Genomic DNA, 24,982 nt, shown 5'->3' with positions numbered 1-24,982 from the left:
ACACCCGCCGCGCACTCTCTTGGACATGAGGACACAGACGGAGAACACGGCGCGGGTGGTGGTGATCGGCGCCGGGATGGCGGGCGCGCGGCTCGCCGCCCGGGTCCCCGGTGTCACCGTCATCGGCGAGGAGTCGCACGCACCGTACAACAGGGTGCTGCTGGCCGAGGTGCTCGCCGGCCGGTACGAGCCGGACGTGATCGCGCTGCCTCCCGCCGAGGTGCGGCGCGGGGTGCGGGCCGTCCGGATCGACCGGGCCGGCCGGCGGGTGCACTGCGACGACGGCAGCGTCATCGGGTACGGGCGTCTGGTGCTGGCCACCGGCTCCAACCCGGTACTGCCACCGCTGCGGGGCCTCGGCCACACACTGCCGGACGGGGTGCACCCCTTCCGCACCCTGGACGACTGCCTGGCCCTGCGTGCCGCCGTACGCCCGGGTGTTCGCGCCGTCGTCATCGGCGGCGGGCTCCTCGGGGTGTCGGCCGCCCGGGCTCTCGCCGAAGGCGGCGCCCAGGTGGTGCTGGCCCAGCAGGGTGAGCACCTCATGGAGCGGCAGCTGGACCCCGAGGCGGCCGGGATGCTGCGCCGTCATTTGGAGGCCCTCGGAGTCGAGGTGCACACCGAGTGCCGGGTGCGCGGGCTGCGCTGCACCGACGGTGACACACCGGCGGTGCGGGCCGTGGAACTGGCCGACGGCTACGAGCTGGAGGCAGAGATCACGGTCCTGGCCTGCGGGGTACGCCCCAGGGCAGGTCTGGCGCAGGCGGCCGGGCTCGAGGTCCGCAAGGGCATCGTCGTGGACGACGAGCTGCGCACCTCGGATCCGTACGTCCACGCCGTCGGCGACTGCGCCGAACACGCCGGGACGGTCTACGGGCTGGCGGGTGCCGCGCTCGAACAGGCCGACGTACTGGCCGAGGTGCTGGCCGGACGCCCCGCCCGCTACGGGGGCACCCGGGCCCTGACCCGGCTCACCCTGCGCTCCCCCGCCGCCGTGCCCGTCCCTGCCGGAACCACCGGAGCCACCGTCGCCTCCGGCGGACTCGACCTGGCCGCCTTCGGCGACTCCCGTCCGATGCCCGGCGACGACGTGATCCGGCTGGCCGACGCCACCCGGGGCGCCTATCGCACGGTCGTCGTCCGGGGCGACCGGCTGGCCGGCGGGGTGCTGTTCGGCGATCTCGCCGCGGTCGGCACCCTCGCCCGGACCTGGCAGGACGACGACCCCCTCCCCGCCGACATGTCCCTGCTCCACCTGCTCACCAACGACGGAGGCTTCTGATGCCGGTGTCCACTCCCCCGACCTCCCCCACCGCGGGCGTGCCGACGATCGTGGTCGTCGGACACGGCATGGTCGGACAGCGGTTCCTGGAAGCGCTCGCCGACCGCGGCCTGACCGCCGCGGCGGGCACCGCCAGGGTCGTCGTGCTCTGCGAGGAGCCCCGTCCCGCGTACGACCGGGTGCAGCTGACCTCGTACTTCTCCGGAAAGACACCGGAGGACCTCTCGCTCGTGGAGCAGGGCTTCATGGAGCGCCACGGCATCGAGCTGCGCGTCGGCGACCCGGCGGAGAGCGTCGACCGTGAGGCGCGCACCGTCACCGCGCGCTCCGGGGAGAGCTTCTCCTACGACACGCTGGTGCTGGCCACCGGCTCGTACCCCTTCGTCCCGCCCGTCCCCGGCAAGGACGCCGAGGGCTGCTTCGTCTACCGCACCATCGAGGACCTCCTCGCGATCGAGGAGTACGCGAAGACCGCGAAGACCGGTGCGGTCGTCGGCGGCGGGCTCCTCGGCCTGGAGGCCGCGGGCGCGCTGAAGGGACTCGGACTCGACACGCACGTCGTGGAGTTCGCCCCCCGGCTGATGCCGGTCCAGGTCGACGACGGCGGCGGCGCCGCGCTGCTGCGCACCATCGAGAACATGGGGCTCTCCGTCCACACGGGCGTCGGCACCCAGGAGGTCACCGCCGGCGAGGACGGCCGCGTGAACGGCATGGCCCTGTCGGACGGTTCCTCGCTGGAGACCGACCTCGTCGTCTTCTCCGCCGGTGTACGCCCCCGGGACCAGCTGGCCCGCGACTGCGGTCTGGCGGTCGGCCCGCGCGGCGGCATCATCGTCGACGAGGAGTGCCGCACCTCCGACAGCGACGTCTTCGCGATCGGTGAGTGCGCGCTGGCATCGGACGGCCGGGTCTACGGGCTGGTGGCGCCGGGTTACGAGATGGCGCTGGCCGTCGCCGAGGTGATCGCGGGCAACGCGGCCTCCTTCACCGGTGCCGACCTCTCGACGAAGCTGAAGCTGCTCGGTGTGGACGTCGCCTCCTTCGGCGACGCGCACGGCGCGGCCGAGGGCTGCCTCGACGTCGTGTACGCGGACTCCCGCTCGGGTGTCTACAAGAAGCTGGTGATCGGTCAGGACGGCACACTGCTCGGTGGTGTCCTGGTCGGTGACGCCGACCAGTACGGCACGTTGCGGCCGATGACGGGCACGGTCCTGCCCGTCGCCCCGGAGCAGCTGGTGCTGCCCGCCGGCGCGGGCGGCCCGGTCACCCTCGGCCCGTCCTCGCTGCCCGACGAGGCCGTGATCTGTTCCTGCCACAACGTCACCAAGGGCGCGATCTGCGAGCACACCACACTGCCCGAGGTGAAGAAGTGCACCAAGGCCGGCACGGGCTGCGGCAGTTGCGTCAAGGTCATCGGCCAGTTGCTGCCGCAGCCCGAGGACCAGGGGCTGTGCGGCTGCTTCGCCTACACCCGCAGCGAGCTGTACGAGATCGTCCGCACCCTGGGCATCAAGACGTACGCCGACCTCCTCGACTCCCACGGCCGCACGGAAGCGCGCGGCGGTGACGGCTGCGAGGTCTGCAAGCCCACGGTCGGCTCGGTCATCGCCTCGCTGGCGCCGACGGTCGGCGCGAGCGGCTACGTCCTGGACGGCGAGCAGGCGGCCCTGCAGGACACCAACGACCACTTCCTCGCCAACCTCCAGCGCAACGGCTCCTACTCGATCGTGCCGCGCATCCCCGGTGGTGAGATCACCCCGGAGAAGCTGATCGTGATCGGTGAGGTGGCCCGGGACTTCGGCCTCTACACGAAGATCACCGGTGGCCAGCGCATCGACCTGTTCGGTGCCCGCGTGGACCAGCTGCCGCTGATCTGGACCCGCCTGGTGGACGCCGGCTTCGAGTCCGGACACGCCTACGGGAAGTCGCTGCGGACGGTCAAGTCCTGTGTGGGGCAGACCTGGTGCCGCTACGGCGTGCAGGACTCGGTCAAGATGGCCATCGACCTGGAGCTGCGCTACCGGGGCCTGCGCTCCCCTCACAAGCTCAAGTCGGCGGTCTCGGGCTGCGCCCGCGAGTGCGCGGAGGCCCGCGGCAAGGACTTCGGAATCATCGCCACGGCGCAGGGCTGGAATCTCTACGTCGGCGGCAACGGCGGCGCCACCCCGCGTCACGCGGACCTGCTGGCCCAGGACCTGTCCGACGCCGAACTGGTCCGGCTGATCGACCGGTTCCTGATGTTCTACATCCGCACGGCGGACCGTCTGGAGCGCACCTCCACCTGGCTGGACCGGATCGAGGGCGGCCTGGACCACGTCCGGGACGTCGTCGTCCACGACTCGCTGGGCCTCTGCGACGAACTGGAGCGGCTGATGGCCGACCACGTCGCCGGCTACCGCGACGAGTGGGCCGAGACCATCAACGACCCGGAGCGGCTGCGGCGCTTCGTCACCTTCGTGAACGCCCCCGACGCACCCGACCCCTCGGTCAAGTTCGTCCCGGAGCGCGACCAGGTCAAGCCGGACCTGGACATCCTCGCGGGCCCGGTGCTCGCCATCCGTACTCTTGAAGGGACTTCCTCCTGATGACGACCCAGACGATGGAAACGGCGCAGGACATCCGGACGATCCAGCTCGCGGACGGGGACGGCTGGCTCACGGTCTGCGACCGCGAGCTGCTGACCCCGGGACGCGGTGTGGCGGCGCTCCTCCCGGACGGCCGGCAGGTCGCGCTGTTCGTGGACCGGTCGGGGCGCGCGTACGCGATCGACAACCGTGACCCGTTCACCGGTGCGTACGTCCTCTCCCGTGGCCTGGTGGGCTCCGCGGAAGGGCGGCCGTTCGTCGCGTCGCCGCTGCTCAAGCAGCGCTTCGACCTGGAGACGGGCGCCTGCCTTGACGACGACGACGTCACCGTTCCGGTCTTCGCGGTCCGCGCGGACTGACTCCGTACCGTTCACCGGGCGTTGACGCTCCGTCAACTACGCGCCTCTACTGTCCTGACGTTCGACCCGACGGACCGGCCGGTCCGGCGGGCCAGCACGTCACCCGTGGAGTGATCGTGGAACGTCGGACCTTCTTGCGCACAGCGGTGATCGGCAGCTCGGCGGCGGCTTTCGGCGGCACCCTGTGGCGGGGTGCCGCCTACGCGGACCCGGCCCAGCCCGCCGCCGGCCCCTACGGTGCGCTGCAGGCGGCCAACGGCAACGGCATCCTGCTGCCGAGCGGCTTCACGAGCAGGATCATCGCCCGCTCGGGGCAGACCGTCCCCGGCACCTCGTACACCTGGCACAGGGCGCCGGACGGCGGTGCCACGTTCACCGACGGCAGCGGCTGGATCTACGTCTCCAACGCGGAGGTGTCCGCGAGCAGCGGCGGCGGGGCGAGCGCGGTGCGTTTCGACTCCTCGGGAACCGTCACCTCCGCCTACCGGATCCTGTCCGGGACGAACACCAACTGCGCGGGCGGCCGCACCCCGTGGAACACCTGGCTCTCCTGCGAGGAGGTCACCCGCGGTTTCGTGTACGAGACGGACCCGTGGGGCGTGGACGCCGCCGTGCAGCGGCCGGCGATGGGCCGGTTCAAGCACGAGGCGGCGGCCGCGGACCCCGACCACGGCTACGTCTATCTGACCGAGGACGAGACGGACGGCCGCTTCTACCGCTTCCGCCCCACCGTCTGGGGCAATCTGTCGTCCGGCACGCTCCAGGTGCTGGTGGCGGGCACCGGCACCTCGGGCCCGGTGACCTGGACGACGGTCCCCGACCCGGACGGATCACCCGCCCAGACCCGCTACCAGGTCTCCGGCGCCAAGGTGTTCAACGGCGGCGAGGGCTGCTTCTACGCGGCGGGCACCTGCTGGTTCACCACCAAGGGCGACAACCGGGTGTGGGCGTACGACGCGAACGCCTCCTCCCTCTCGCTCGTCTACGACGACTCACTCGTCACGGGCGGCGCACCGCTGACCGGCGTCGACAACGTCACCCGCGCCGCCTCAGGTGACCTGTACGTCGCGGAGGACGGCGGCAACATGGAGATCTGCCTGATCACTCCGGACGACACCGTCGCGCCGTTCCTGCGGATCAACGGCCAGTCGGGGTCGGAGATCACCGGCCCGGCCTTCTCACCGGACGGCAGGCGGCTCTACTTCTCCTCGCAGCGCGGGACCAGCGGGAGCTCGTCCGGCGGTATCACCTACGAGGTCACGGGGCCGTTCCGCGGCTGACCCCGCCTCGCGGGGCAGCGGCGCCGACGCCGCTGCCCCGTACGGCCCTCAGGCCTGGCCACCGTTGTCCACGGCCTCGGGGGACATCCACACGACCTCCCAGATGTGGCCGTCCGGGTCCTGGAACGAACGGCCGTACATGAAGCCCTCGTCCATCGGGTCGTTGGCGGGCGACCCGCCGTTGGCGAGCGCCGCGTCGGCCATCTCGTCGACCTTCTCGCGGCTGTCCGCGCTGAGGGCGAGGAGGACCTCGGTCGTCCTCGACGCGTCGGCGATCTCCTTCTTGGTGAACTCCTTGAAACGCGGCTCGCTGATGAGCATCGAGAAGATGGTGTCGCTGATGACCAGACACGCCGTCGTCTCGTCGCTGAACTGCGGGTTGAAGCCGAAGCCGAGCTTCGAGAAGAAGTTCTTGGACGTCTCGAGGTCCTTGACCGGCAGGTTGACGAAGATCATCTGAGGCATGGTTCCCACTCTTCCGTCCAGCACCCCGGGGGTGCTCCGCGCGCTCCGTCCGAGCGCTTACGTGCGGTAGACGACGGCGGCACCCGAAACTCATCGCTCCTGCCGCGAGCAGTTCCTCAGGGCACGGCGATCGGGGCTCCGCCCCTGATCAGGGCGGCCCCCAGCGGGGTGAGGGTGTGCAGGACCGAGCTGCCGTGGCGAAGGGTACGGACCAGGCCGGCCTCGCGCAGCACACAGGCGTGCTGGCTCGCCGAGGCCAGGGAGACCCCGGTCCTGCGGGCCAGCTCGCTCGTCGTACAGCCGTTGCCTATGGCCCGCAGGACCGCGGAGCGGGTGTGCCCCACGAGCCGGCCGAGCCAGGGACCGGGCTCGGCGACGGCCGGGGCTTCGGGGTGGGTGACCGGGTAGACGAGGACCGGCGGGAGGCCCGGGTCGCGGTAGACCACGGGGGTCCCCCGGCAGAAGTACGACGGTTGCAGGAGCAGCCCGCGCCCGCCGAGGCGCAGGTCCCGGTCGACGGGGTAGTCCACCTCCAGCACCGGGGCGCGCCAGCGGATCATCGGTGGCAGGGTGGCCAGGAGCTCGTCCGTGCCGCCGTCCAGCAGGGCGCGGCCCCGGACGGCCCGGTCCGCCTCGACGCTCGCCCGGATGTGCGGCCAGTACGGCTCGACCGCGGCGCGGTGGTAGGCGCGCAGGGAGGAGATGAGCCGCCCCAGCGGCTCCGTACGCCCTTCGGCCAGCGCCTCCGACAGGGCATCGGGCGAGTGCCCGCCGGACGGCCCTCGCGTGAGGGCGGCGCTTCCCGCCAGCAGCCCGAGCTCCTCGCGGATACGGTCCACGGGTGTGTCCCGCAGCACCTCCATTCCGGCATCGAGCCCGAAGGGCTCGGCACCTCCCCCGGAAGGCGTCAGGAAGTCGGGGAAATAGCCGCGGGGCGGAACGACCGCGGACAGCAGACGTGTTTCACCATTCAACCGGGTGCGGGATTCCTTCCGCCATTTTCCGAACACCGTGGAACCCCTCCGGTCTCTCAACCGGTGAAAACTGAGAATGGTCTCCCACATCGCGTCCGGCCTCGTGGCCATCCGCACGCGCGAAAAGTCCACTCCGGACACCTGGATACGCAGCACCGATCCCCCACCTGTTGCACCCGCAATTGCCCCCGCAGAAGCGTATGCACAGCGTCACAGGAGGTCACCACGGGGTTTCGGCCACAGTTGAAATGTCTCGCCCGAATCCCCGCCAGCCGAAAGGCTGTACGACGTCGGGTGCGCATCCGGCGTCACCGAATGAGCGGGTGAGGGCCGTGGGGGGCTTTACCCGTTCGGCGGCGGTGAACGGCGGTGCGGCTCCGCACCCGGCAGGGGTAAGCGGGTGTGGCCCGGGGGTGGGGATCCCCGGGCCGCACCCGGACCGTACGGCCGTACTTTGCGCGGCGAACGGTGGAAAGGCGGACTACGCCGACTCCTTGGAAAGGCCTTTCCATTGACGAAGCGGCGGCACCCCCGCACAGGGTGCCGCCGCTTCCGGGAAATACGGCGCCGCCGTCGGACCGGTGAGGGTCCCTGTGATCCGTCGGCGGTAGCCGGAGTCGTGCCGGGTGCTCGGCCACCCGGGACCTCTCGTGCGGATCAGGCCGGGCTCGCGTGCCCCGGTGCCACGCCGACCTGGTCCGGACGAAAGGCCCCAGGACTCAGCGGCTGTCGCTGCTCCGCGGCCCGGCGGCGGCCCGGCCCGCTTCCAGCCGGGCCACCGGGATGCGGAACGGCGAGCAGGAGACGTAGTCCAGGCCCACCTCGTGGAAGAAGTGCACCGACTCGGGGTCCCCGCCGTGCTCTCCGCAGATACCGAGCTTGAGGTCCGGGCGGGTGGCCCGGCCCGCTTCGACGGCGCTGCGTACGAGTGCGCCGACGCCGTCCTTGTCGATCGTCTCGAACGGCGACACCCCGAAGATTCCCTTCTCCAGGTACGCGGTGAAGAACGAGGCCTCCACGTCGTCGCGGGAGAAGCCCCACACCGTCTGGGTGAGGTCGTTCGTGCCGAAGGAGAAGAACTGCGCGGCCTCGGCGATCTGACCAGCGGTCAGCGCGGCACGGGGCAGCTCGATCATCGTGCCGATGCTCAGCCTCAGCTGCGTACCGGTGGCCGCCTCGACCTCAGCGATGACGCCGTCGGCCTCCTCGCGGACGATCTCCAGCTCCTGGACCGTGCCGACGAGCGGGATCATGATCTCGGCGCGCGGGTCGCCCTTGGCGTTCTTGCGCTCCGCCGCCGCCTCCGCGATCGCGCGCACCTGCATCGCGAACAGCCCGGGGATGACCAGGCCGAGACGGACGCCTCGCAGACCCAGCATCGGGTTCTGCTCGTGCAGCTTGTGCACGGCCTGCAGGAGGCGCAGATCGTTCTCGTTCGCGTCCTTGCGGGACTCGGCGAGCGCGACCCGTACGGAGAGCTCGGTGATGTCGGGCAGGAACTCGTGCAGTGGCGGGTCGAGCAGCCGTACGGTGACCGGCAGCCCGTCCATCGACTCGAACAGCTCGGTGAAGTCGGCCTTCTGCAGCGGCAGGAGGGCGGCCAGCGCGGCTTCGCGCTCGTCGTCGGTGTCCGCGAGGATCAGCTTCTCGACCATCTCGCGGCGCTCACCGAGGAACATGTGCTCGGTGCGGCACAGGCCGATGCCCTGGGCGCCGAAGCGGCGGGCCCGCGAGGCGTCCTCGGCGTTGTCCGCGTTCGCCCGTACCCGGAGCCTGCGTACCCGGTCGGCGTACGCCATGATCCGGTGGACGGCGGCGACGAGTTCGTCGGCGTCGTCGGCGCCCGCGTGCATGCGGCCCTCGAAGTACTCGACGACCGGGGACGGCACGACGGGTACCTCGCCGAGGTACACCTTGCCCGTGGAGCCGTCGACGGAGACGAGGTCCCCCTCCTCCACGACGGTGCCGCCGACCGTGAGCCGGCGGCGCTTGGTGTCGACCTCGATCTCCTCCGCGCCGCAGACACAGGTCTTGCCCATGCCGCGGGCGACGACGGCGGCGTGTGAGGTCTTGCCGCCGCGCGAGGTCAGAATGCCTTCGGCGGCGATCATGCCGTCGAGGTCGTCGGGGTTGGTCTCCCGGCGGATGAGAATGACCTTCTCGCCGGACCGCGACCACTTGACGGCGGTGTACGAGTCGAAGACGGCCTTGCCGACGGCCGCGCCCGGCGAGGCGGCGATTCCACGGCCCAGCAGGACGGCGCTGGCCGCGTCGTCGAAGCGCGGGAACATCAGCTGCGCGAGCTGGGCGCCGTTGACCCGCTGGAGGGCCTCGGCCTCGTCGATGAGGCCCTGGTCGACGAGCTGGGTGGCGATCCGGAACGCGGCACCGGCGGTGCGCTTGCCGACCCGGGTCTGGAGCATCCAGAGCTGGCCGCGCTCGATGGTGAACTCGATGTCGCAGAGATCCTTGTAGTGGGTCTCCAGCGTCTCCATGATCTTCATCAGCTGGTCGTACGACGCCTTGTCGATCGACTCGAGCTCGGCGAGCGGCACCGTGTTGCGGATGCCCGCGACGACGTCCTCGCCCTGCGCGTTCTGGAGGTAGTCGCCGTAGACGCCCTGGTGACCACTGGCCGGGTCACGGGTGAAAGCGACGCCCGTACCCGAGTCGGGGCCGAGGTTGCCGAAGACCATCGAGCAGATGTTGACGGCCGTGCCGAGGTCGCCGGGGATGCGCTCCTGACGGCGGTAGAGCTTGGCCCGGTCGGTGTTCCACGAGTCGAAGACCGCCTTTATGGCCAGGTCCATCTGCTCGCGCGGGTCCTGCGGGAAGTCCCGCCCGGCGTCCCGGGTGACGATCGTCTTGAACTGCTCGACCAGTTTCTTCAGGTCGGCCGCGTCGAGGTCCACGTCGACCGTGACGCCCTTGGCCTCCTTGGCGGCCTCCAGCGCCTCTTCGAAGAGGTCGCCGTCGACCCCGAGCACGGTCTTGCCGAACATCTGGATGAGGCGGCGGTACGAGTCCCAGGCGAAGCGCTCGTCGCCCGCCTGGGTCGCGAGGCCCACGACCGAGGCGTCGGAGAGGCCGATGTTGAGGACCGTGTCCATCATCCCGGGCATGGAGAACTTCGCGCCGGACCGGACGGAGACCAGCAGCGGGTCGTCCGCCTGGCCGAGGTCCTTGCCCATCCGCTTCTCGAGCGCCTCGAGGTGCGCACCGACCTCGTCGCGCAGTTCGGCCGGCTCGTCACCGCTGTCGAGGTAGACCTTGCAGGCCTCGGTCGTGATGGTGAAGCCCGGAGGGACGGGCAGCCCGAGTTTGGTCATCTCGGCGAGGTTGGCGCCCTTGCCGCCCAGAAGATCCTTCAGATCCTTGTTGCCCTCGGTGAAGTCGTAGACGAACTTCTGGGGGTCTTTGTTTTCCGACACGGGTCTCGACTCCTCGAGGACGCGGTGGCTGCCCTGACGGCGAGGAACATACCCAGATCGAAGGTGTCTGGGTACGGCCACCTGCGCGTCATGAGGCCTCAACCACCCGTCCGCCAGCAGATCGAAAGTAACGCGCGGGTACGTCACAGGGCGGGAGATGATTCACCTCTTGAAGCCATCCTTACGGAAAGTATGCACACTCTGCCGTTTCGCGCACTCAGAGCTACGGATGCTTTGATCGATCAAAGTAAAGCCGCCTGGCACCCAGTGCCGCCATTTGGGAAGTGCATCATCCGAAGGGGCGCTCATGTGAGCCGAGTGCCCCTCAGAGGTGGCGAGAATCACGCCCCAACCCGCGCTCAGATGTCACCATTCGGACGTCCACCGGTCAACGATCAGTCACCTGACAGCTACGGAACACTGACAGTACGTGACGGTGAGCCCCCAGAAAGAGAGCGGGCACACACGGCGGTCGGCGAAACGACGGGGAACGCGCCGGATCCCACAGGATAAGCCCGCTCGTTTGAGCGGGCAGTTCGTGGGGCACTCGGTGCCTCCCAGCATGAGTCGCGCTCAGCCGCCCGAGGTGTCCAGCTCCGCGTCCGCACTCACACCCGCGCAGTCGTACGGGTCCTTGAGCCAGCCGTCCGGCAACGCCACCCGGTTGTTGCCGGACGTGCGCCCACGAGGGCCGTCCGCGCCGTCAGGCCAGGGCTGGTCGAGATCGAGCTCCTGGAGCTGTCCGCCCAGCTCCTCCAGCGACGAGGTGACCGCGAGCTTCCTGCGCATGTCCGAGCCGACGGCGAAGCCCTTGAGGTACCAGGCGACGTGCTTGCGGAAGTCGATCACACCGCGGCTCTCGTCCCCGATCCACTCCCCCAGCAGCGTGGCGTGGCGCAGCATGACGTCCGCGACCTGGCGCAGGGCGGGCGCCTGCCGCGTCCCCGTGCCTTCGAAGGCGCTGACGAGGTCGCCGAAGAGCCAGGGGCGCCCGAGGCAGCCGCGGCCCACGACGACTCCGTCACAGCCCGTCTCGCGCATCATCCTCAAAGCGTCGTCGGCACTCCAGATGTCGCCGTTGCCGAGGACGGGGATCTCCGGGACGTGCTCCTTGAGCCGTGCGATGGCGTCCCAGTCCGCCGTGCCGCCGTAGTGCTGGGCTGTGGTCCTGCCGTGCAGGGCGACGGCCGTGACGCCCTCCTCGACGGCGATGCGCCCGGCGTCGAGGTAGGTGGTGTGGTCGTCGTCGATGCCCTTGCGCATCTTGATGGTGACCGGCAGCTCGCCCGCCTGTGCCACGGCCTCCCGGAGGATCGCGCGGAGCAGGGGCCGCTTGTACGGGAGTGCGGAGCCGCCGCCCTTGCGGGTGACCTTGGGGACCGGGCAGCCGAAGTTCAGGTCGATGTGGTCGGCGAGGCCCTCGTCGACGATCATGCGGACCGCCTTGCCGACGGTGACCGGGTCCACCCCGTACAGCTGGATGGAGCGCGGGGTCTCGCTCGCGTCGAAGTGGATGAGCTGCATGGTCTTCTCGTTGCGCTCGACCAGCGCCCGTGTGGTGATCATCTCGCTGACGAACAGCCCCTTGCCACCGGAGAACTCACGGCACAGGGTGCGGAAGGGCGCGTTGGTGATGCCGGCCATGGGGGCGAGCACGACCGGCGGCTGCACGGTGTGCGGGCCGATCCGGAGCAATGGGAGGGCAGGGGCGAGCGTGGTCATTCCCCCATTGTCCCGCACCTGGGCGGCGGCACGGATGCGGCCCGGGCGCCACCCGTTCACGCCTCGGTGAGGGCCGGCTCCGGCAGCGGTTCCCGCCGTACCGGCCGAGCGTGCCGGGGCGGGCGGCTGCCCTGCACGGTGCGGTGACGGGCCCGGACCGCCGAGGTGGTCCGAGCCCGTGGTCGTACGGGTGGTGCGAGGAGATCAGCTCTCGGCAGGTGCGTCCTGCGCCGGTGCGGCTCCGGCGGCGGCGGCGCGCTCACGCATCTTGCGCACCAGCTCCTGCTTCTTCTCCTCGGCGGCCTTCCGGTCGTCGTTGCGTGCGGGGTTCGCACCCTGCTGTTCGGCGCGGGACAGCTTCTTGCGCTGTCCGCCCACGCCGAGAAGGCCGTTACGGCTCTTGGCCACGGGGTTCTCCCATTCGTAGTGAGGAAGTGAGGATGACGTGTGGTGTATCGATCCGATGGGCGACGGGCGGTCGGGCCCGTCGCGCGCTCACTCGTAGATCTGGAAGAACGAAGACATGGCAAAAAGGTACCCCGGCCGGAGGGGCACCTCATCCGATTTTTTCCCGGCCACTGCCGATGCCGGGTCAGGCAGTCGGGTCGACCGTGGCCTGGTGGGCCTCGGTCAGGTGTTCCTCGGCCTTCAGCCAGGGCAGGAACTGCGCCGGCTTGCGCCACCCGCAGGTGTCGCAGGTCAGCTGCCGCTGCATCCCCGACTTCTTCACGTGCACGACGTGTTCACGGCCGTGCCGGTCCCGTCTGCTGACCTTGCTCGTGGTCATGGACGCCATCCGAGCCTCCTGTGAGAGTGTGCCCAGCAGTGTGCGCGAAGCCCCCGGCTCCCTGCGCGGGAACCGGGGGCTTCGTGATGGAACAGATGCCGTCAGCAGCCCAGGAGTCGGGAGCCGAGGTAGCTCTGGATCTGGTCCAGGGAGACGCGCTCCTGCTTCATCGTGTCGCGCTCGCGCACGGTCACCGCGTTGTCGTCGAGGGTGTCGAAGTCGACGGTGACGCAGAACGGCGTGCCGATCTCGTCCTGGCGGCGGTAGCGGCGGCCGATGGCACCCGCGTCGTCGAACTCGATGTTCCAGTTCTGGCGCAGGTCGGCGGCGAGGCCCTTGGCCTTCGGTGACAGCTGGGCGTTGCGGGACAGCGGGAGCACGGCGACCTTGACCGGCGCGAGGCGCGGGTCGAGACGCATGACGGCGCGCTTCTCCATGACGCCCTTGGCGTTGGGGGCCTCGTCCTCGCTGTAGGCGTCGAGGAGGAAGGCGAGCATCGAGCGGCCGACACCGGCCGCGGGCTCGATGACGTACGGCGTGTAGCGCTCGCCCTTCTCCTGGTCGTAGTAGAAGAGGTCCGTGCCGGAGGCCTCGGAGTGCGCCTTGAGGTCGTAGTCGGTCCGGTTCGCGACGCCCTCGAGCTCGCCCCACTCGCTGCCGCCGAAGCGGAAGCGGTACTCGATGTCAGCGGTGCGCTTGGAGTAGTGGGAAAGCTTCTCCTTCGGGTGCTCGAACCACCGCATGTTCTCCTCGCGCAGGCCGAGACCGGTGTACCAGTTCCAGCGCTGCTCCATCCAGTACTCCTGCCACTGCTCGTCCTCGCCCGGCTTGACGAAGAACTCCATCTCCATCTGCTCGAACTCGCGCGTGCGGAAGATGAAGTTGCCCGGAGTGATCTCGTTCCGGAAGGACTTGCCCATCTGCGCGATGCCGAACGGCGGCTTCTTGCGCGAGGTCTGCTGCACCTGGCCGAAGTTGGTGAAGATGCCCTGCGCGGTCTCGGGGCGCAGGTACGCGACCGAGCCGGTGTCCTGGGTGGGGCCGAGGTGGGTGGAGAGGAGCCCCGAGAACGCCTTGGGCTCGGTGAAGGTGCCCTTGTTGCCGCAGTTGGGGCAGTTGAGGTCGGCCAGGCCGTTGACGGGCGGCTTGCCGTGCTTCTCCTCGTACGCCTCCTCCAGGTGGTCGGCGCGGTAGCGCTTGTGACAGGAGGTGCACTCGGTGAGCGGGTCGGAGAAGGTGGCGACGTGGCCGGAGGCGACCCAGACCTCGGGGGCCAGGATGACCGACGAGTCGATGCCGACCACGTCCTCGCGCGCGGTGACCATGTAGCGCCACCACTGGCGCTTGAGGTTCTCCTTCAGCTCGACGCCCAGCGGCCCGTAGTCCCAGGCGGCCCGCTGGCCGCCGTAGATCTCACTGCAGGGGTAGACGAAGCCACGGCGCTTGCTCAGGCTGACGATGGTGTCGATCTTGTCGGCGGCCACGGTGCTCTCTTCATTACGACGACGAAATGGGACAGGGGGCGGCGCGAAGCGCCTCGGTGGGGGGTGCTGCTCAGGAGACGGGCGGGCGAATGCACCAGATTACCGGCGGGCGCACCCCCCGTATCAAATCGGTGGGGCGCATCGCGGTCATGAGGCTCGGTTCCGGGCATCTCATCAGTCTTGTTGACAATCGTTTCCACATTTGTTGAAAATGACTGTCATGAACGTACGTCGCCTCATACCCACCGCCGCCGTCGCGGGAGCAGTCGCCCTCGGCCTCACCGCGCTCTCCGCCTGCTCCTCCTCCGACGCGGCCGAAGGAGGAAGTGACGGCAAGCTGGACGTGGTGGCGTCCTTCTACCCGATGCAGTTCCTGGCCGAGAGGATCGGCGGGTCCCACGTCTCCGTCACCTCGCTGACGAAGCCGGGTGTGGAACCGCACGACCTGGAGCTCTCCCCGCAGCAGATCGGCGGTCTGAGCGACGCCGACTACATCCTCTTCCTCAAGAACGTGCAGCCCGCCGTCGACGACGCCGTCGTGCAGGCCGGTGTCAAGAACACCGTGGACGCCGCCACCCTCACCGAGCTCGAGAGCCACGGCTCCGAGGTGGACGGCCACGACCACGGCGCCGAGGAGGGTGCCGGGCACGAGGAGCACGAGGGCGAGGAGCACACCGAGGAGGCTGCCCTCGACCCGCACATCTGGCTGGACCCGGTGAAGTACGCCGAGGTCGCCGAGGGCGTCGGGAAGTCGCTGGAGAAGGCCGACCCCGACAACGCCGCGGACTACCGCAAGAACACCGAGACCCTGGTCGCCGAGCTGAACAAGCTGGACCAGTCCTTCGAGACCGGGCTGAAGAACACCGCGACGAAGACGTTCATCACCACCCACTCCGCCTTCGGGTACCTCGCCGAGCGCTACGGCCTCACCCAGGAGGGCATCGCCGGCCTCGACCCCGAGACCGAGCCCAGCCCGGCCCGGATCGACGAGATCCACCACGTCGCCGAGGAGAACAAGGCAACCACCGTATTCTTCGAGACGCTCGCCAGCGACAAGACCGCCAGGACCCTGGCGAAGGACCTCGGCCTGAAGACCGGTGTCCTGGACCCGCTGGAGGGAATTACCGACAAGTCCGCGGGCGCTGACTACATCGAGGTCATGGAGTCCAACCTGGCCGCGCTGCAGAAGGCCCTCGGCGCGAAGTGACCCGAGCAGCACCCCGAACCAGCCGCAGCACCGGAGGCGATCATGCCTGAGCCCAGTACGCCAGAACCCGTGATCAGCATGCGCGGAGCCACGGCCACGCTCGGCGCGCGCCCGGTGCTGCGCGGGGTCGACCTCACCGTTCACCGCGGTGAGGTCGTGGCCCTGCTCGGGGCGAACGGCTCAGGCAAGTCCACCGCCGTGCGCTCCGCCATCGGTCAGGTGCCGCTCACCGGCGGGACCGTCGAGCTCTTCGGCACGCCGTTGCGCCGCTTCCGGCAGTGGGCCCGCGTCGGGTACGTACCGCAGCGCACCACGGCCGCCGGCGGTGTCCCCGCCACGATCCGCGAGGTCGTGTCCTCCGGGCGGCTGTCGCGCACGAGGTTCGGGCTGCTCGGCAAGGCCGACCGGGCGGCGGTGGACAGGGCCGTCGAGCTCGTCGGCCTCACCGACCGCGCCAAGGACTCCGTGAACGCCCTCTCCGGCGGCCAGCACCAGCGGGTGCTGATCGCCCGCGCGCTCGCCGCCGAGCCCGAGGTGCTGATCATGGACGAGCCGATGGCCGGCGTCGACCTGGCAAGCCAGGAGATCCTCGCCGCGACGCTGCGCGAGCAGGTCGCCGGCGGTGCGTCGGTGCTGCTCGTCCTGCACGAGCTCGGCGCCCTGGAGCCGCTGATCGACCGGGCGATCGTCCTGCGCGACGGCTGCGTCCTGCACGACGGACCACCCCCCGAGGCCGTGGGCCAGCACGCCCTGCCCGGTCACGACCACGTACACCCCCACGCGGCCTCCGAGCCCGTCCGGACGGGACTGCTGAGCTGATCATGCTGGAATTCCTGAACCCCCCCTTCATGCAGCGGGCCCTGATAGCCGCCGTCCTCGTCGGGATCACCGCCCCCGCCATCGGCATCTACCTGGTCCAGCGCCGTCAGGCCCTGATGGGCGACGGCATCGGCCACGTCGCGATGACGGGTGTCGGCCTCGGCTTCCTGCTCTCCACCAACCCGGTCTGGATGGCGACGCTCGTCGCCGTGGCCGGTTCGGTCGTGATGGAGCTGATCCGCTGGTACGGGCGCACCCGCGGTGACATCGCCCTGGCCATGCTGTTCTACGGCGGCATGGCGGGCGGCGTGATGCTGATCAACCTCTCGGACACCGGCTCCAACGCCAATCTGACCTCGTACCTCTTCGGCTCCCTGTCGACGGTCTCCGAGGAGGACGTCACCGCGATCGTGGTGCTGGCCGCCTTCGTGGTCCTGGTCACGGTGGGGCTGCGGCGGCAGCTGTTCGCGGTCAGCCAGGACGAGGAGTTCGCCCGGGTCACCGGACTGCCGGTGCGTGTACTGAACCTGCTGGTCGCCGTGACCGCCGCGGTCACCGTCACCGTGGCGATGCGGGTCGTGGGTCTGCTGCTCGTCAGCGCGCTGATGGTGGTGCCGGTCGCCGCCGCCCAGCAGATCTCGAAGTCCTTCAAGGTGACGTTCGTCCTGGCCGTCGTCATCGGCACGGCCGTCACCCTGGCCGGCACCGTGACCTCGTACTACCAGGACGTACCGCCCGGGGCGACGATCGTGCTGCTCGCCATCGCCGCGTTCGTCGTGCTGACCGCGCTCGCCACGCCGCTGGCGCGCAGGCGCGCCAAGGACCACGAAAGCGAGGCGGACCGGTGCACCCTTGAGGTACCGGGGGCCCGCCCCGCCTCGGACGACGTACGGGTGTGACCGTGCCACCGGGGCGGGCTGGCACAATGGCCCGACACACGTACGGGCGACACGAGGAGGCAGCTGTGGCAACGGCGCCGATCAGTGGCACGAACGCGGCTCCGGTGCGCGGCCGGTCCACCCGGCAGCGGGCGGCGGTCGCGGCGGCGCTCGACGAGGTCGACGAGTTCCGCAGCGCCCAGGATCTGCACGACGTGCTCAAACACCGGGGCGACTCGGTCGGGCTGACCACGGTCTACCGCACGCTCCAGTCGCTCGCCGACGCCGGCGAGGTCGACGTCCTGCGCACGACGGACGGCGAGGCCGTCTACCGGCGCTGCTCGACGGGCGACCACCATCACCATCTGGTCTGCCGCGTCTGCGGCAAGGCCGTCGAGGTCGAGGGTCCGGCCGTGGAGCAGTGGGCCGAGACCATCGCGGCGCAGCACGGCTATGTGAACGTGGCCCACACCGTGGAGATCTTCGGGACCTGCGCGGACTGTGCGGGCGCCAAGAGCTGATCACGCGAGCAGGACGACCGTCCCCGGAGGGGGCCCCGGCACCGGGGCCCCCTCCGCGCGGTGTCAGCCCTCGGTGCCCCCCTCGTCCTCACTGATGTGCTCGTCCTTGGTGATGTCCTCGGCGCCGCCGAAGCGCCGGTCACGCCGGGCGAACTCCAGGCAGGCGTTCCACAGGTCCCGGCGGTCGAAGTCCGGCCACAGGACGTCCTGGAAGACCATCTCGGCATACGCGCTCTGCCAGATCAGGTAGTTGGACGTGCGCTGCTCCCCGCTGGGGCGCACGAAAAGGTCCACGTCCGGCATGTCCGGGTAGTAGATGTACTTCGCGAACGTCTTCTCGTTGACCTTCGAGGGGTCGAGCCTTCCCGCCGCGACGTCCTGCGCGATGCGCTGCGCGGCGTCGGCGATCTCGGCCCGGCCGCCGTAGTTGACGCAGAAGTACAGCGTCATCCTGTCGTTGTCCTTGGTCTGCTCCTGGGCGACCTGGAGCTCCTGGACGACGGACTTCCACAGCTTCGGCATGCGCCCGACCCAGCGGATGCGGATGCCGAGCTCGTCCATCTCGTCGCGGCGGCGGCGGATGACGTCCCGGTTGAAGTTCATGAGGAACTTCACCTCGTCCGGCGAACGCTTCCAGTTCTCCGTGGAGAACGCGTACAGCGAGAGGTTCTTGACGCCCATCTCGATACAGCCCTTGAGGACGTCCATGACGACGCCCTCACCGACCTTGTGGCCCTCGGTGCGCGGAAGCCCCCGCTCCTTGGCCCAGCGGCCGTTGCCGTCCATCACGACGGCGACGTGCTTGGGTACGAGCTCGCCGGGGATCTTCGGCGGGGTGGCGCCGGAGGGGTGCGGCTCGGGGGTCTTGTACTCACGCCGGTTACGGCCGCCGAGCATCCCGCGTACTGCCATGGGCTTCTCTCGTCTCCCTGTGTCACTTCTCTACGTACCGCAGCGAGCGCAGACCGCGCTCCAGATGCCAGTGCAGATAGGCGGACACGAGTCCGCTCCCCTCCCTGACATGACGCGCCTCGGACGCGTCCGCCGTCTCCCAGTCACCGGTGAGCAACGCGCTCAGCAGTTCGACGGCCTCCGCCGAGGGTACGACGCTGCCGGGCACCCGGCAGTCGCCGCATATGACACCGCCCGCCGCGACGGAGAAGAAACGGTTCGGTCCGGGCATTCCGCACTTGGCGCAGTCGACAAAGCTCGGTGCGTAGCCGTTGACGGCGAGGGAACGCAGCAGGAACGCGTCGAGGATGAGGTTCGGCGCGTGCTCGGCGCGCGCCAGGGTGCGCAGCCCGCCGACGAGCAGCAGGTACTGCTGGACCGCCGGCTCGCCCTCGTGGTCGGTGAACCGCTCGGCGGTCTCCAGCATCGCGGTTCCCGCGGTGTAGCGGGCGTAGTCGGAGACGATGCCGCCGCCGTACGGAGCGATCGTCTCGCTCTGGGTGCACAGCGGTAGACCGCGGCCGATCAGCTCGCTGCCGCGCGCGAAGAACTGCACGTCCACATGGGAGAACGGTTCGAGCCGGGCCCCGAACTTGGACTTGGTGCGGCGCACCCCGCGGGCCACGGCGCGCACCCGCCCGTGGCCGCGGGTCAGGATCGTGATGATCCGGTCGGCCTCGCCCAGCTTCTGCGTGCGCAGCACGACGCCGTCGTCCCGGAACAAGCTCATGCGCCCATTGTCGCCCACCGGGGCACCTGGAGGCCCGCGAGGGCCTACGAGGGCGTACGCGCCGCCTCGAGCAGTTTCGCGGTGTCGGCGGAGCAGAGCTGGAGCGCGCCGCCCACCGTGGTCAGCACCTGGCGCTCGGCCTGGGTGTACGGGCCGTCGGCGAGCGCGATCCTGGCGCCCCGCAGCAGGACCGTCTCGCGGCCCGCCACGGCGAGGTGCGGCGCGAGCGGCTCCAGGACCTCGTGCAGCTCGATGGCGAGGGCCGCTCCGCAGGCCTCGGCCGCGGGGTCGGCCCCGGCCCCGGTCTCGGCGGCGAGCACCTCGACGACGGTGAAGAGCTGCTCCTGGGAGCAGTCGTCGAGCCCCGCGTCCCGGACGGTGGCCGCGGCGGTCTCCAGGACCGCGCGGGAGGTGGTGCCGCCCGCGGCGAGCACGGCCAGCGTGACGGTGTGCACGGCCTCCCGCAGCATCGCGGAGAAGCGGGTGGTGGTGGGACGGTCGAGCGTGTCGGTCGCGAAGTGCGTCCCGCAGGCGGCGCATTCGACGACGGGCCCCGCGCTGCCCCGGGCCATCAGCGGCACTCCGAGGACGGTGAGGCGGTGACGGCCTGTGAGGCGGCGGTAGTTGCGGTCTCCCCCGCAGCACGGGCAGAAGAACTCACCGTCGCCCACGGTGTCCCAGACGGTGCGGATGCCGTAGATGCGCAGTCTGATGGCGCGTTGTCCTGTGGCTGTCCGCACGTCGCACACCTCCATAACTCCCCCGGGGCCCTGAGGGCGCGGGAGGTACCCCCAGGCGACATTGCCGGGTTGGACGTGATGTTAGCCACATGCGTGATGTGGCGTCAGCATCTCTGACGTCACAACACCGGGATATGGCCGAACCCCGCCCACCCGGGAGGGGCGAACGGGGCTCTCGGGCCGCGCGGTTCAGCGACGTATCGGAAATATGTCCGGAATGCCGCCTGGTGGCGTCAGCGGGTAGCGCGGTTGACCGCGGAGACGACCGCCTTGAGTGAGGCGCGCGTGGTGTTGGCGTCGATACCGATGCCCCACAGCACCTTGCCGTCGATCGCGCACTCGATGTAGGAGGCGGCCTGCGCGCTCGCGCCCTCACTCATCGTGTGCTCGGTGTAGTCCAGCAGGCGGGCGTCGATGCCGATGGCCTGCAGCGCTTCGAAGAACGCGGAGATCGGGCCGTTGCCCGTGCCGGTCAGCACCGTGTCCGTGCCGTCCACGGTGGCCTCGACGGTGATCGTGTCCTGGCCGTCGGAACCGGTCGTCGTCTGACCGGAGCGGATCTGCACACGCCCCCAGGCGTTTTCCGGGCTCGGCAGGTACTCGTCCCGGAAGGTCGACCAGATCTGGTTCGGTGTGACCTCGCCGCCCTCGGCGTCGGTCTTGGCCTGAATGATCCGGGAGAATTCGATCTGCATCCGGCGCGGCAGGTCCAGCTTGTGGTCGTTCTTGAGGACATAGGCGATTCCGCCCTTGCCCGACTGCGAGTTGACCCGGATGACGGCCTCGTAGGAGCGGCCGACGTCCTTCGGGTCGATCGGCAGGTACGGCACCGCCCACTCGATGTCGTCGACGGTCTTCCCCTGGGAGGCCGCGTCGGCCTCCATGGCGTCGAAGCCCTTCTTGATGGCGTCCTGGTGGGAGCCGGAGAAGGCGGTGTAGACCAGGTCGCCCGCGTAGGGGTGGCGCGGGTGGACCTCCATCTGGTTGCAGTACTCGCTGGTGCGGCGGATCTCGTCGATCTGCGAGAAGTCGATCTGCGGGTCGACGCCCTGCGAGAACAGGTTCATGCCCAGGGTGACCAGGTCGACGTTGCCGGTGCGCTCGCCCTGGCCGAACAGGCAGCCCTCGATGCGGTCGGCGCCGGCCATGATCGCCAGCTCGGCTGCGGCGACGGCCGTACCGCGGTCGTTGTGCGGATGGACCGACAGGCAGACGTACGCACGGCGGGACAGGTTGCGGGACATCCACTCGAAGCGGTCCGCGTGGGTGGACGGCGTCGAGCGCTCCACGGTGGCGGGCAGGTTGAGGATGATCTCGCGGCCCGCCTCCGGCTGCCAGACGTCGCAGACGGCCTCGCAGACCTCCAGGGCGAAGTCCAGCTCGGTGTCCGTGAAGATCTCCGGGCTGTACTGGTAACCGAAGATCGTCTCGTCGCCCAGGATCTTGTCCGCGTACTCCATGACCAGGCGGGTGCCGTCCACGGCGATCTGCTTGACCTCTTCCTTCGATCCGCGGAAGACCACGCGGCGGAAGGTGGGCGCGGTGGCGTTGTACAGGTGGACGGTGGCGCGCCGCGCACCGACCAGCGACTCGACGGTGCGCTCGATCAGTTCCTCGCGGGCCTGCGTCAGGACGGAGATCGTCACGTCCTCGGGGATCGCGCCCTCTTCGATGATGGAGCGGACGAACGCGAAGTCGGTCTCGCCGGAGGACGGGAAGCCGACCTCGATCTCCTTGTAGCCCATGCGTACGAGCAGGTCGAACATCTCGCGCTTGCGGGCCGGCGACATGGGGTCGATCAGTGCCTGGTTGCCGTCGCGCAGATCCGTGGACAGCCAGCGGGGCGCCCGGGTGATGCGGTTGTCAGGCCAGGTCCGGTCGGAGATGTCCACGGCCTCGTAACCGCGGTACTTGTGGACCGGCATGCCGGAAGGCTTCTGCAGCTGCGTCGCGTTGGTGACCGGGGTGGGCCCGCCCACGGGGGCAGGGGTGTTCTCGGCGGCATTTACGGCAGTCATGGCGTACGGCTCCTCTGAGGTCCAGCAGGGGCGGCCGACTGTGTCGCTGCAACAGCGAACTCCGCGGGGAGGGAGCCGGCCTACGACTACAGGCCCTCGCCGCGGCAGCTAAGAAGGAGCAGCCCGAAACGCATGATGCGGCAACCCTAGCCGAGGGACACCTGGTGCGTCGGCCCGTATCAGTATGCGGGATCGGCGGCTCATGCAGGCAGAACGGTGATACATCACTCCATTTCGTCAATCACGATCGCCACCAGTGACAGCGCGGTGACGGAGTGCCACAGTCGCTGGCATGCAGCCTCGACCGAACAACGGGTTCCAGCCCGTCTTCTGCACCATCGTGCCGCCCCATGTCCTCGACAAGCTGTCCCAGGCCGACGACCCCCGCCTGGCCGATCCCGCCCGGCGCACCCTGGAGTCCGACGGTGCCCGGCGCCGGCACCGGCGGGTGACCGCGCTGGCCCGGACCCCGACGACCGCCCGCACCTCCGCCCCGGTCCCCACCAAGCCCCACCGCACCCTGTACGACTGCCGGCACGGCACGGATCTGCCGGGCGTCAAGGCCCGCGACGAGGGCGACGAAGCCACCCAGGACGCCAGCGTCAACCGCGCGTACGCGGGACTCGGCGCCACCTTCGATCTGCTGCTCACGGAGTACGGCCGGAGCTCGATCGACGGCAAGGGCCTGCCGCTCATCGGCTCCGTGCACTACGACGAGAAGTACAACAACGCGTTCTTCGACGGCGAGCAGATGGTCTTCGGGGACGGTGACGGCGAGATCTTCCTCGACTTCACCGTCGCCATCGACGTGATCGCCCACGAGCTGGCGCACGGCCTCACCCAGTACACGGCCAACCTGGCCTACGAGGGCCAGTCGGGCGCGCTCAACGAGTCCGTGTCCGACGTCTTCGGGTCCCTGGTCAAGCAGTACTCACTCGGCCAGAGCGCCGACCAGGGAGACTGGCTGATCGGCGCGGGGCTGCTCGCGCCCCGGGTCAGCGGCGTGGCACTGCGCTCGATGAAGGCTCCGGGCACGGCGTACGACGACGATGTGCTCGGCAAGGACCCGCAGCCGGGATCGATGGACGACTACGTCGAGACGGACGAGGACGACGGCGGGGTCCACATCAACTCCGGTATCCCCAACCGCGCCTTCCACCTGCTGGCGACGGCACTCGGCGGCAACGCCTGGGAGCGGGCCGGCCGGATCTGGTTCGACGTGCTGACCGGCCAAGAGCTGGCCCAGGACGCGTCCTTCAGGGACTTCGCCAAGCTCACCGTCGCGGCGGCGCAGCACAGGTTCGGAGAGGGCGACGAGGCCGAGGCGGTGCTCAAGGCATGGTCGGAAGTGGGCGTGCCGACCCGCTGACCGGGTAGATGTACGCGGTGCCGTCCAGGTGAGGTCAGGCAGGAGCCAGTACGCATGCGCATTCAGGTGAGCCGGACCGGCGGGTTCGCCGGCATCGCACGGCACGGCGAGGTCGAGACCTCGGGGCGGCCCGACGCCGCGGAGTGGGAGGCCCTGGCCGAGGCGGCGCTCACCGTCGGCCGCGGCAGCTCGCACCAGGGGGTGCCGGACGGCTTCCGCTACCGGATCACGGTGGGCGACCGGACGGCCGACTGCGCGGACCCACGCCTGACCGAGGACCAGCGGACGCTGATCTCCCGGGTCCTGAAGGAGGGCGCGTAGGTCCCCCTTCGCGGGCCCAGGAGACCTCCGCGGGGTTCCGGCCGCGGGTCCGGGGACCGGCTCAGAACCCCAGCTTGCGCAGTTGCTTGGGGTCGCGCTGCCAGTCCTTGGCGACCTTGACATGCAGGTCCAGGAAGACCGGTGTGCCCAGCAGTGCCTCGATGTGCTTGCGTGACTTCGTGCCGACGTCCTTGAGCCGCTTCCCCTTCGGACCGATGATGATGCCCTTCTGGCTGGGCCGCTCGATGTAGACGTTCGCGTGGATGTCCAGCAGCGGCTTGTCCGCCGGACGGTCCTCGCGCGGCAGCATCTCCTCGACGACGACCGCGATGGAATGCGGCAGCTCGTCGCGTACGCCCTCCAGCGCCGCCTCGCGGATCAGCTCCGCGACCATGACCATCTCGGGCTCGTCGGTGAGGTCGCCCTCCGGGTAGAGCGGGGGGCTCTCGGGCAGCAGGGGGGCGATCAGGTCGGCGAGCAGATCGACCTGCTGGTCCTTCACCGCCGAGACGGGGATGATCTCCGCCCACTCGAAGCCGAGTTCCTCGGCCAGCGCGGAGACGGCGATGAGCTGCTCGGCGAGTGCCTTGGACTCCACCAGGTCGGTCTTGGTGATGATCGCGATCTTCGGGGTCTTCCTGATCCCGGCGAGTTCCTTGATGATGAACTTGTCGCCCGGGCCGAGCTTCTGGTCGGCGGGCAGGCAGAAGCCGATGACGTCGACCTCGGCCCAGGTGGTCCGCACGACGTCGTTCAGCCGTTCCCCGAGCAGCGTGCGCGGCTTGTGGAGGCCGGGCGTGTCCACCAGGATCAGCTGGGCGTCGTCGCGGTGCACGATGCCCCGCACGGTGTGCCTGGTGGTCTGGGGGCGGTTGGAGGTGATCGCCACCTTCTGACCGACCAGAGCGTTCGTGAGGGTGGACTTGCCCGCGTTGGGGCGGCCCACGAAGCAGGCGAAGCCGGCCCGGTGGGGGGCGGTGTTCTCAGCCTGCTGCGCAGCAGCTTCTGTGTTCGGTCGAGCGCTCATGGCGCCCATTCTCCCCGATCCGGGCGGCGGCG

At 69.9% G+C, this 24,982-nt stretch carries 22 protein-coding genes; 10 read left to right on the top strand and 12 right to left on the bottom strand.

The features are described 5' to 3' along the window. The first annotated feature begins 25 nt into the window (after positions 1 to 25). The 4 genes from ACFYSH_RS22740 (at position 26) to ACFYSH_RS22725 (ending at position 5,506) form a co-directional block, all read left to right on the top strand. Positions 26 to 1,282, top strand: a complete 1,257-nt coding sequence (locus ACFYSH_RS22740; RefSeq protein WP_388754756.1) for an NAD(P)/FAD-dependent oxidoreductase — start codon at positions 26 to 28, stop codon at positions 1,280 to 1,282. After that, positions 1,282 to 3,867 (top strand): nitrite reductase large subunit NirB, encoded by a 2,586-nt coding sequence (nirB, locus tag ACFYSH_RS22735; protein ID WP_388754753.1) that lies wholly within the window; start codon positions 1,282 to 1,284, stop codon positions 3,865 to 3,867. Before ACFYSH_RS22740 ends, nirB begins: the two co-directional genes overlap by 1 nt. Further along, positions 3,867 to 4,226 carry a nitrite reductase small subunit NirD gene (nirD, locus tag ACFYSH_RS22730; protein ID WP_359472521.1) on the top strand — a complete coding sequence of 120 codons (360 nt, stop codon included), beginning with the start codon at positions 3,867 to 3,869 and terminating at the stop codon, positions 4,224 to 4,226. The genes nirB and nirD overlap by 1 nt, the downstream gene beginning before the upstream one ends. Positions 4,227 to 4,342: 116 nt before the next feature. After that, entirely contained in the window at positions 4,343 to 5,506 is a 1,164-nt protein-coding gene (locus ACFYSH_RS22725; protein ID WP_388754749.1) for an alkaline phosphatase PhoX, read from the top strand. A gap of 48 nt (positions 5,507 to 5,554) precedes the next feature. Here ACFYSH_RS22725 and ACFYSH_RS22720 read toward each other — a convergent pair whose 3' ends face one another. The 7 genes from ACFYSH_RS22720 to ACFYSH_RS22690 all read right to left on the bottom strand — a co-directional run bounded on the left by ACFYSH_RS22720 (position 5,555) and on the right by ACFYSH_RS22690 (position 14,369). Continuing rightward, complete coding sequence (locus tag ACFYSH_RS22720) at positions 5,555 to 5,971, bottom strand: VOC family protein (RefSeq protein WP_359472517.1); 417 nt, start codon at positions 5,969 to 5,971, stop codon at positions 5,555 to 5,557. Between the two features lie 116 nt (positions 5,972 to 6,087). Continuing rightward, entirely contained in the window at positions 6,088 to 7,101 is a 1,014-nt protein-coding gene (locus ACFYSH_RS22715) for an ArsR/SmtB family transcription factor (protein WP_388754746.1), read from the bottom strand. Between the two features lie 563 nt (positions 7,102 to 7,664). Then, on the bottom strand, positions 7,665 to 10,376 hold the full coding sequence (ppdK, locus tag ACFYSH_RS22710; protein ID WP_359472513.1) for a pyruvate, phosphate dikinase: 2,712 nt from the start codon (positions 10,374 to 10,376) through the stop codon (positions 7,665 to 7,667). Between the two features lie 573 nt (positions 10,377 to 10,949). Next, positions 10,950 to 12,098, bottom strand: coding sequence for a tRNA dihydrouridine synthase DusB (gene dusB / locus ACFYSH_RS22705; protein WP_359472511.1), 1,149 nt, complete (start codon positions 12,096 to 12,098; stop codon positions 10,950 to 10,952). Positions 12,099 to 12,302: 204 nt separating this feature from the next. Then, a complete protein-coding gene (locus ACFYSH_RS22700) occupies positions 12,303 to 12,506 on the bottom strand; it encodes a DUF6243 family protein (RefSeq protein ID WP_388754743.1) in 204 nt (67 codons plus the stop codon). 184 nt (positions 12,507 to 12,690) lie between these two features. Further along, positions 12,691 to 12,894: a hypothetical protein gene (locus ACFYSH_RS22695; RefSeq protein WP_359472507.1), complete on the bottom strand. Its 204-nt coding sequence runs from the start codon at positions 12,892 to 12,894 to the stop codon at positions 12,691 to 12,693. 92 nt (positions 12,895 to 12,986) lie between these two features. After that, entirely contained in the window at positions 12,987 to 14,369 is a 1,383-nt protein-coding gene (locus ACFYSH_RS22690) for a glycine--tRNA ligase (protein WP_359472505.1), read from the bottom strand. Positions 14,370 to 14,589: 220 nt separating this feature from the next. Here ACFYSH_RS22690 and ACFYSH_RS22685 point away from each other — a divergent pair, with 220 nt between their 5' ends. The 4 genes from ACFYSH_RS22685 (at position 14,590) to ACFYSH_RS22670 (ending at position 17,794) form a co-directional block, all read left to right on the top strand. After that, positions 14,590 to 15,576, top strand: coding sequence for a metal ABC transporter substrate-binding protein (locus ACFYSH_RS22685; protein ID WP_359472503.1), 987 nt, complete (start codon positions 14,590 to 14,592; stop codon positions 15,574 to 15,576). 42 nt (positions 15,577 to 15,618) lie between these two features. Then, on the top strand, positions 15,619 to 16,395 hold the full coding sequence (locus tag ACFYSH_RS22680) for a metal ABC transporter ATP-binding protein (protein ID WP_359472501.1): 777 nt from the start codon (positions 15,619 to 15,621) through the stop codon (positions 16,393 to 16,395). Beyond that, entirely contained in the window at positions 16,395 to 17,294 is a 900-nt protein-coding gene (locus tag ACFYSH_RS22675; RefSeq protein ID WP_359472598.1) for a metal ABC transporter permease, read from the top strand. The genes ACFYSH_RS22680 and ACFYSH_RS22675 overlap by 1 nt, the downstream gene beginning before the upstream one ends. Before the next feature lie 65 nt (positions 17,295 to 17,359). Continuing rightward, complete coding sequence (locus ACFYSH_RS22670) at positions 17,360 to 17,794, top strand: transcriptional repressor (protein ID WP_359472499.1); 435 nt, start codon at positions 17,360 to 17,362, stop codon at positions 17,792 to 17,794. A 63-nt stretch (positions 17,795 to 17,857) separates the two neighbouring features. On the opposite strand, the gene ACFYSH_RS22665 is transcribed toward ACFYSH_RS22670, so the two are convergent. The 4 genes from ACFYSH_RS22665 to leuA form a co-directional block, all read right to left on the bottom strand. Continuing rightward, positions 17,858 to 18,706 (bottom strand): isoprenyl transferase, encoded by an 849-nt coding sequence (locus ACFYSH_RS22665; protein WP_359472497.1) that lies wholly within the window; start codon positions 18,704 to 18,706, stop codon positions 17,858 to 17,860. A gap of 22 nt (positions 18,707 to 18,728) precedes the next feature. After that, positions 18,729 to 19,475, bottom strand: coding sequence for a DNA repair protein RecO (recO, locus tag ACFYSH_RS22660; RefSeq protein WP_014156371.1), 747 nt, complete (start codon positions 19,473 to 19,475; stop codon positions 18,729 to 18,731). Positions 19,476 to 19,519: 44 nt separating this feature from the next. After that, the gene (locus tag ACFYSH_RS22655) at positions 19,520 to 20,230 is read right to left on the bottom strand and encodes a TerB family tellurite resistance protein (protein WP_359472494.1); all 711 of its coding nucleotides are present in this window, start codon (positions 20,228 to 20,230) and stop codon (positions 19,520 to 19,522) included. A gap of 218 nt (positions 20,231 to 20,448) precedes the next feature. After that, positions 20,449 to 22,233 (bottom strand): 2-isopropylmalate synthase, encoded by a 1,785-nt coding sequence (gene leuA, locus ACFYSH_RS22650; RefSeq protein ID WP_359472492.1) that lies wholly within the window; start codon positions 22,231 to 22,233, stop codon positions 20,449 to 20,451. Positions 22,234 to 22,525: 292 nt separating this feature from the next. Here leuA and ACFYSH_RS22645 point away from each other — a divergent pair, with 292 nt between their 5' ends. Together ACFYSH_RS22645 and ACFYSH_RS22640 are read left to right on the top strand one after the other, a co-directional pair. Continuing rightward, the gene (locus ACFYSH_RS22645) at positions 22,526 to 23,602 is read left to right on the top strand and encodes a M4 family metallopeptidase (protein WP_359472490.1); all 1,077 of its coding nucleotides are present in this window, start codon (positions 22,526 to 22,528) and stop codon (positions 23,600 to 23,602) included. Positions 23,603 to 23,656: 54 nt separating this feature from the next. Continuing rightward, the gene (locus ACFYSH_RS22640; protein ID WP_388754735.1) at positions 23,657 to 23,923 is read left to right on the top strand and encodes a protealysin inhibitor emfourin; all 267 of its coding nucleotides are present in this window, start codon (positions 23,657 to 23,659) and stop codon (positions 23,921 to 23,923) included. A gap of 61 nt (positions 23,924 to 23,984) precedes the next feature. Here the strand turns inward: ACFYSH_RS22640 and era are convergent, their stop codons facing one another. Beyond that, entirely contained in the window at positions 23,985 to 24,959 is a 975-nt protein-coding gene (gene era / locus ACFYSH_RS22635; RefSeq protein WP_359472486.1) for a GTPase Era, read from the bottom strand. Between the last annotated feature and the right edge of the window lie 23 nt (positions 24,960 to 24,982).

Origin of the sequence: Streptomyces sp. NPDC005791 (assembly GCF_042871485.1) — a bacterium.
Taxonomy (GTDB): Bacteria; Actinomycetota; Actinomycetes; order Streptomycetales; family Streptomycetaceae; genus Streptomyces.
The sequence above is the reverse complement of the archived record's forward strand: the minus strand, read 5'-3'. Positions and strand labels throughout refer to the sequence as shown.

Coding starts and splice junctions, on each gene's coding strand:
- ACFYSH_RS22740 (WP_388754756.1), top strand. CDS start 26: ATGAGGACACAGACGGAGAACACGGCGCGGGTGGTGGTGATCGGCGCC.
- nirB (WP_388754753.1), top strand. CDS start 1,282: ATGCCGGTGTCCACTCCCCCGACCTCCCCCACCGCGGGCGTGCCGACG.
- nirD (WP_359472521.1), top strand. CDS start 3,867: ATGACGACCCAGACGATGGAAACGGCGCAGGACATCCGGACGATCCAG.
- ACFYSH_RS22720 (WP_359472517.1), bottom strand. CDS start 5,971: ATGCCTCAGATGATCTTCGTCAACCTGCCGGTCAAGGACCTCGAGACG.
- dusB (WP_359472511.1), bottom strand. CDS start 12,098: ATGACCACGCTCGCCCCTGCCCTCCCATTGCTCCGGATCGGCCCGCAC.
- ACFYSH_RS22695 (WP_359472507.1), bottom strand. CDS start 12,894: ATGGCGTCCATGACCACGAGCAAGGTCAGCAGACGGGACCGGCACGGC.
- ACFYSH_RS22685 (WP_359472503.1), top strand. CDS start 14,590: ATGAACGTACGTCGCCTCATACCCACCGCCGCCGTCGCGGGAGCAGTC.
- ACFYSH_RS22680 (WP_359472501.1), top strand. CDS start 15,619: ATGCCTGAGCCCAGTACGCCAGAACCCGTGATCAGCATGCGCGGAGCC.
- ACFYSH_RS22665 (WP_359472497.1), bottom strand. CDS start 18,706: ATGGCAGTACGCGGGATGCTCGGCGGCCGTAACCGGCGTGAGTACAAG.
- recO (WP_014156371.1), bottom strand. CDS start 19,475: ATGAGCTTGTTCCGGGACGACGGCGTCGTGCTGCGCACGCAGAAGCTG.
- ACFYSH_RS22655 (WP_359472494.1), bottom strand. CDS start 20,230: ATGGAGGTGTGCGACGTGCGGACAGCCACAGGACAACGCGCCATCAGA.
- leuA (WP_359472492.1), bottom strand. CDS start 22,233: ATGACTGCCGTAAATGCCGCCGAGAACACCCCTGCCCCCGTGGGCGGG.
- ACFYSH_RS22645 (WP_359472490.1), top strand. CDS start 22,526: ATGCAGCCTCGACCGAACAACGGGTTCCAGCCCGTCTTCTGCACCATC.
- ACFYSH_RS22640 (WP_388754735.1), top strand. CDS start 23,657: ATGCGCATTCAGGTGAGCCGGACCGGCGGGTTCGCCGGCATCGCACGG.
- era (WP_359472486.1), bottom strand. CDS start 24,959: ATGGGCGCCATGAGCGCTCGACCGAACACAGAAGCTGCTGCGCAGCAG.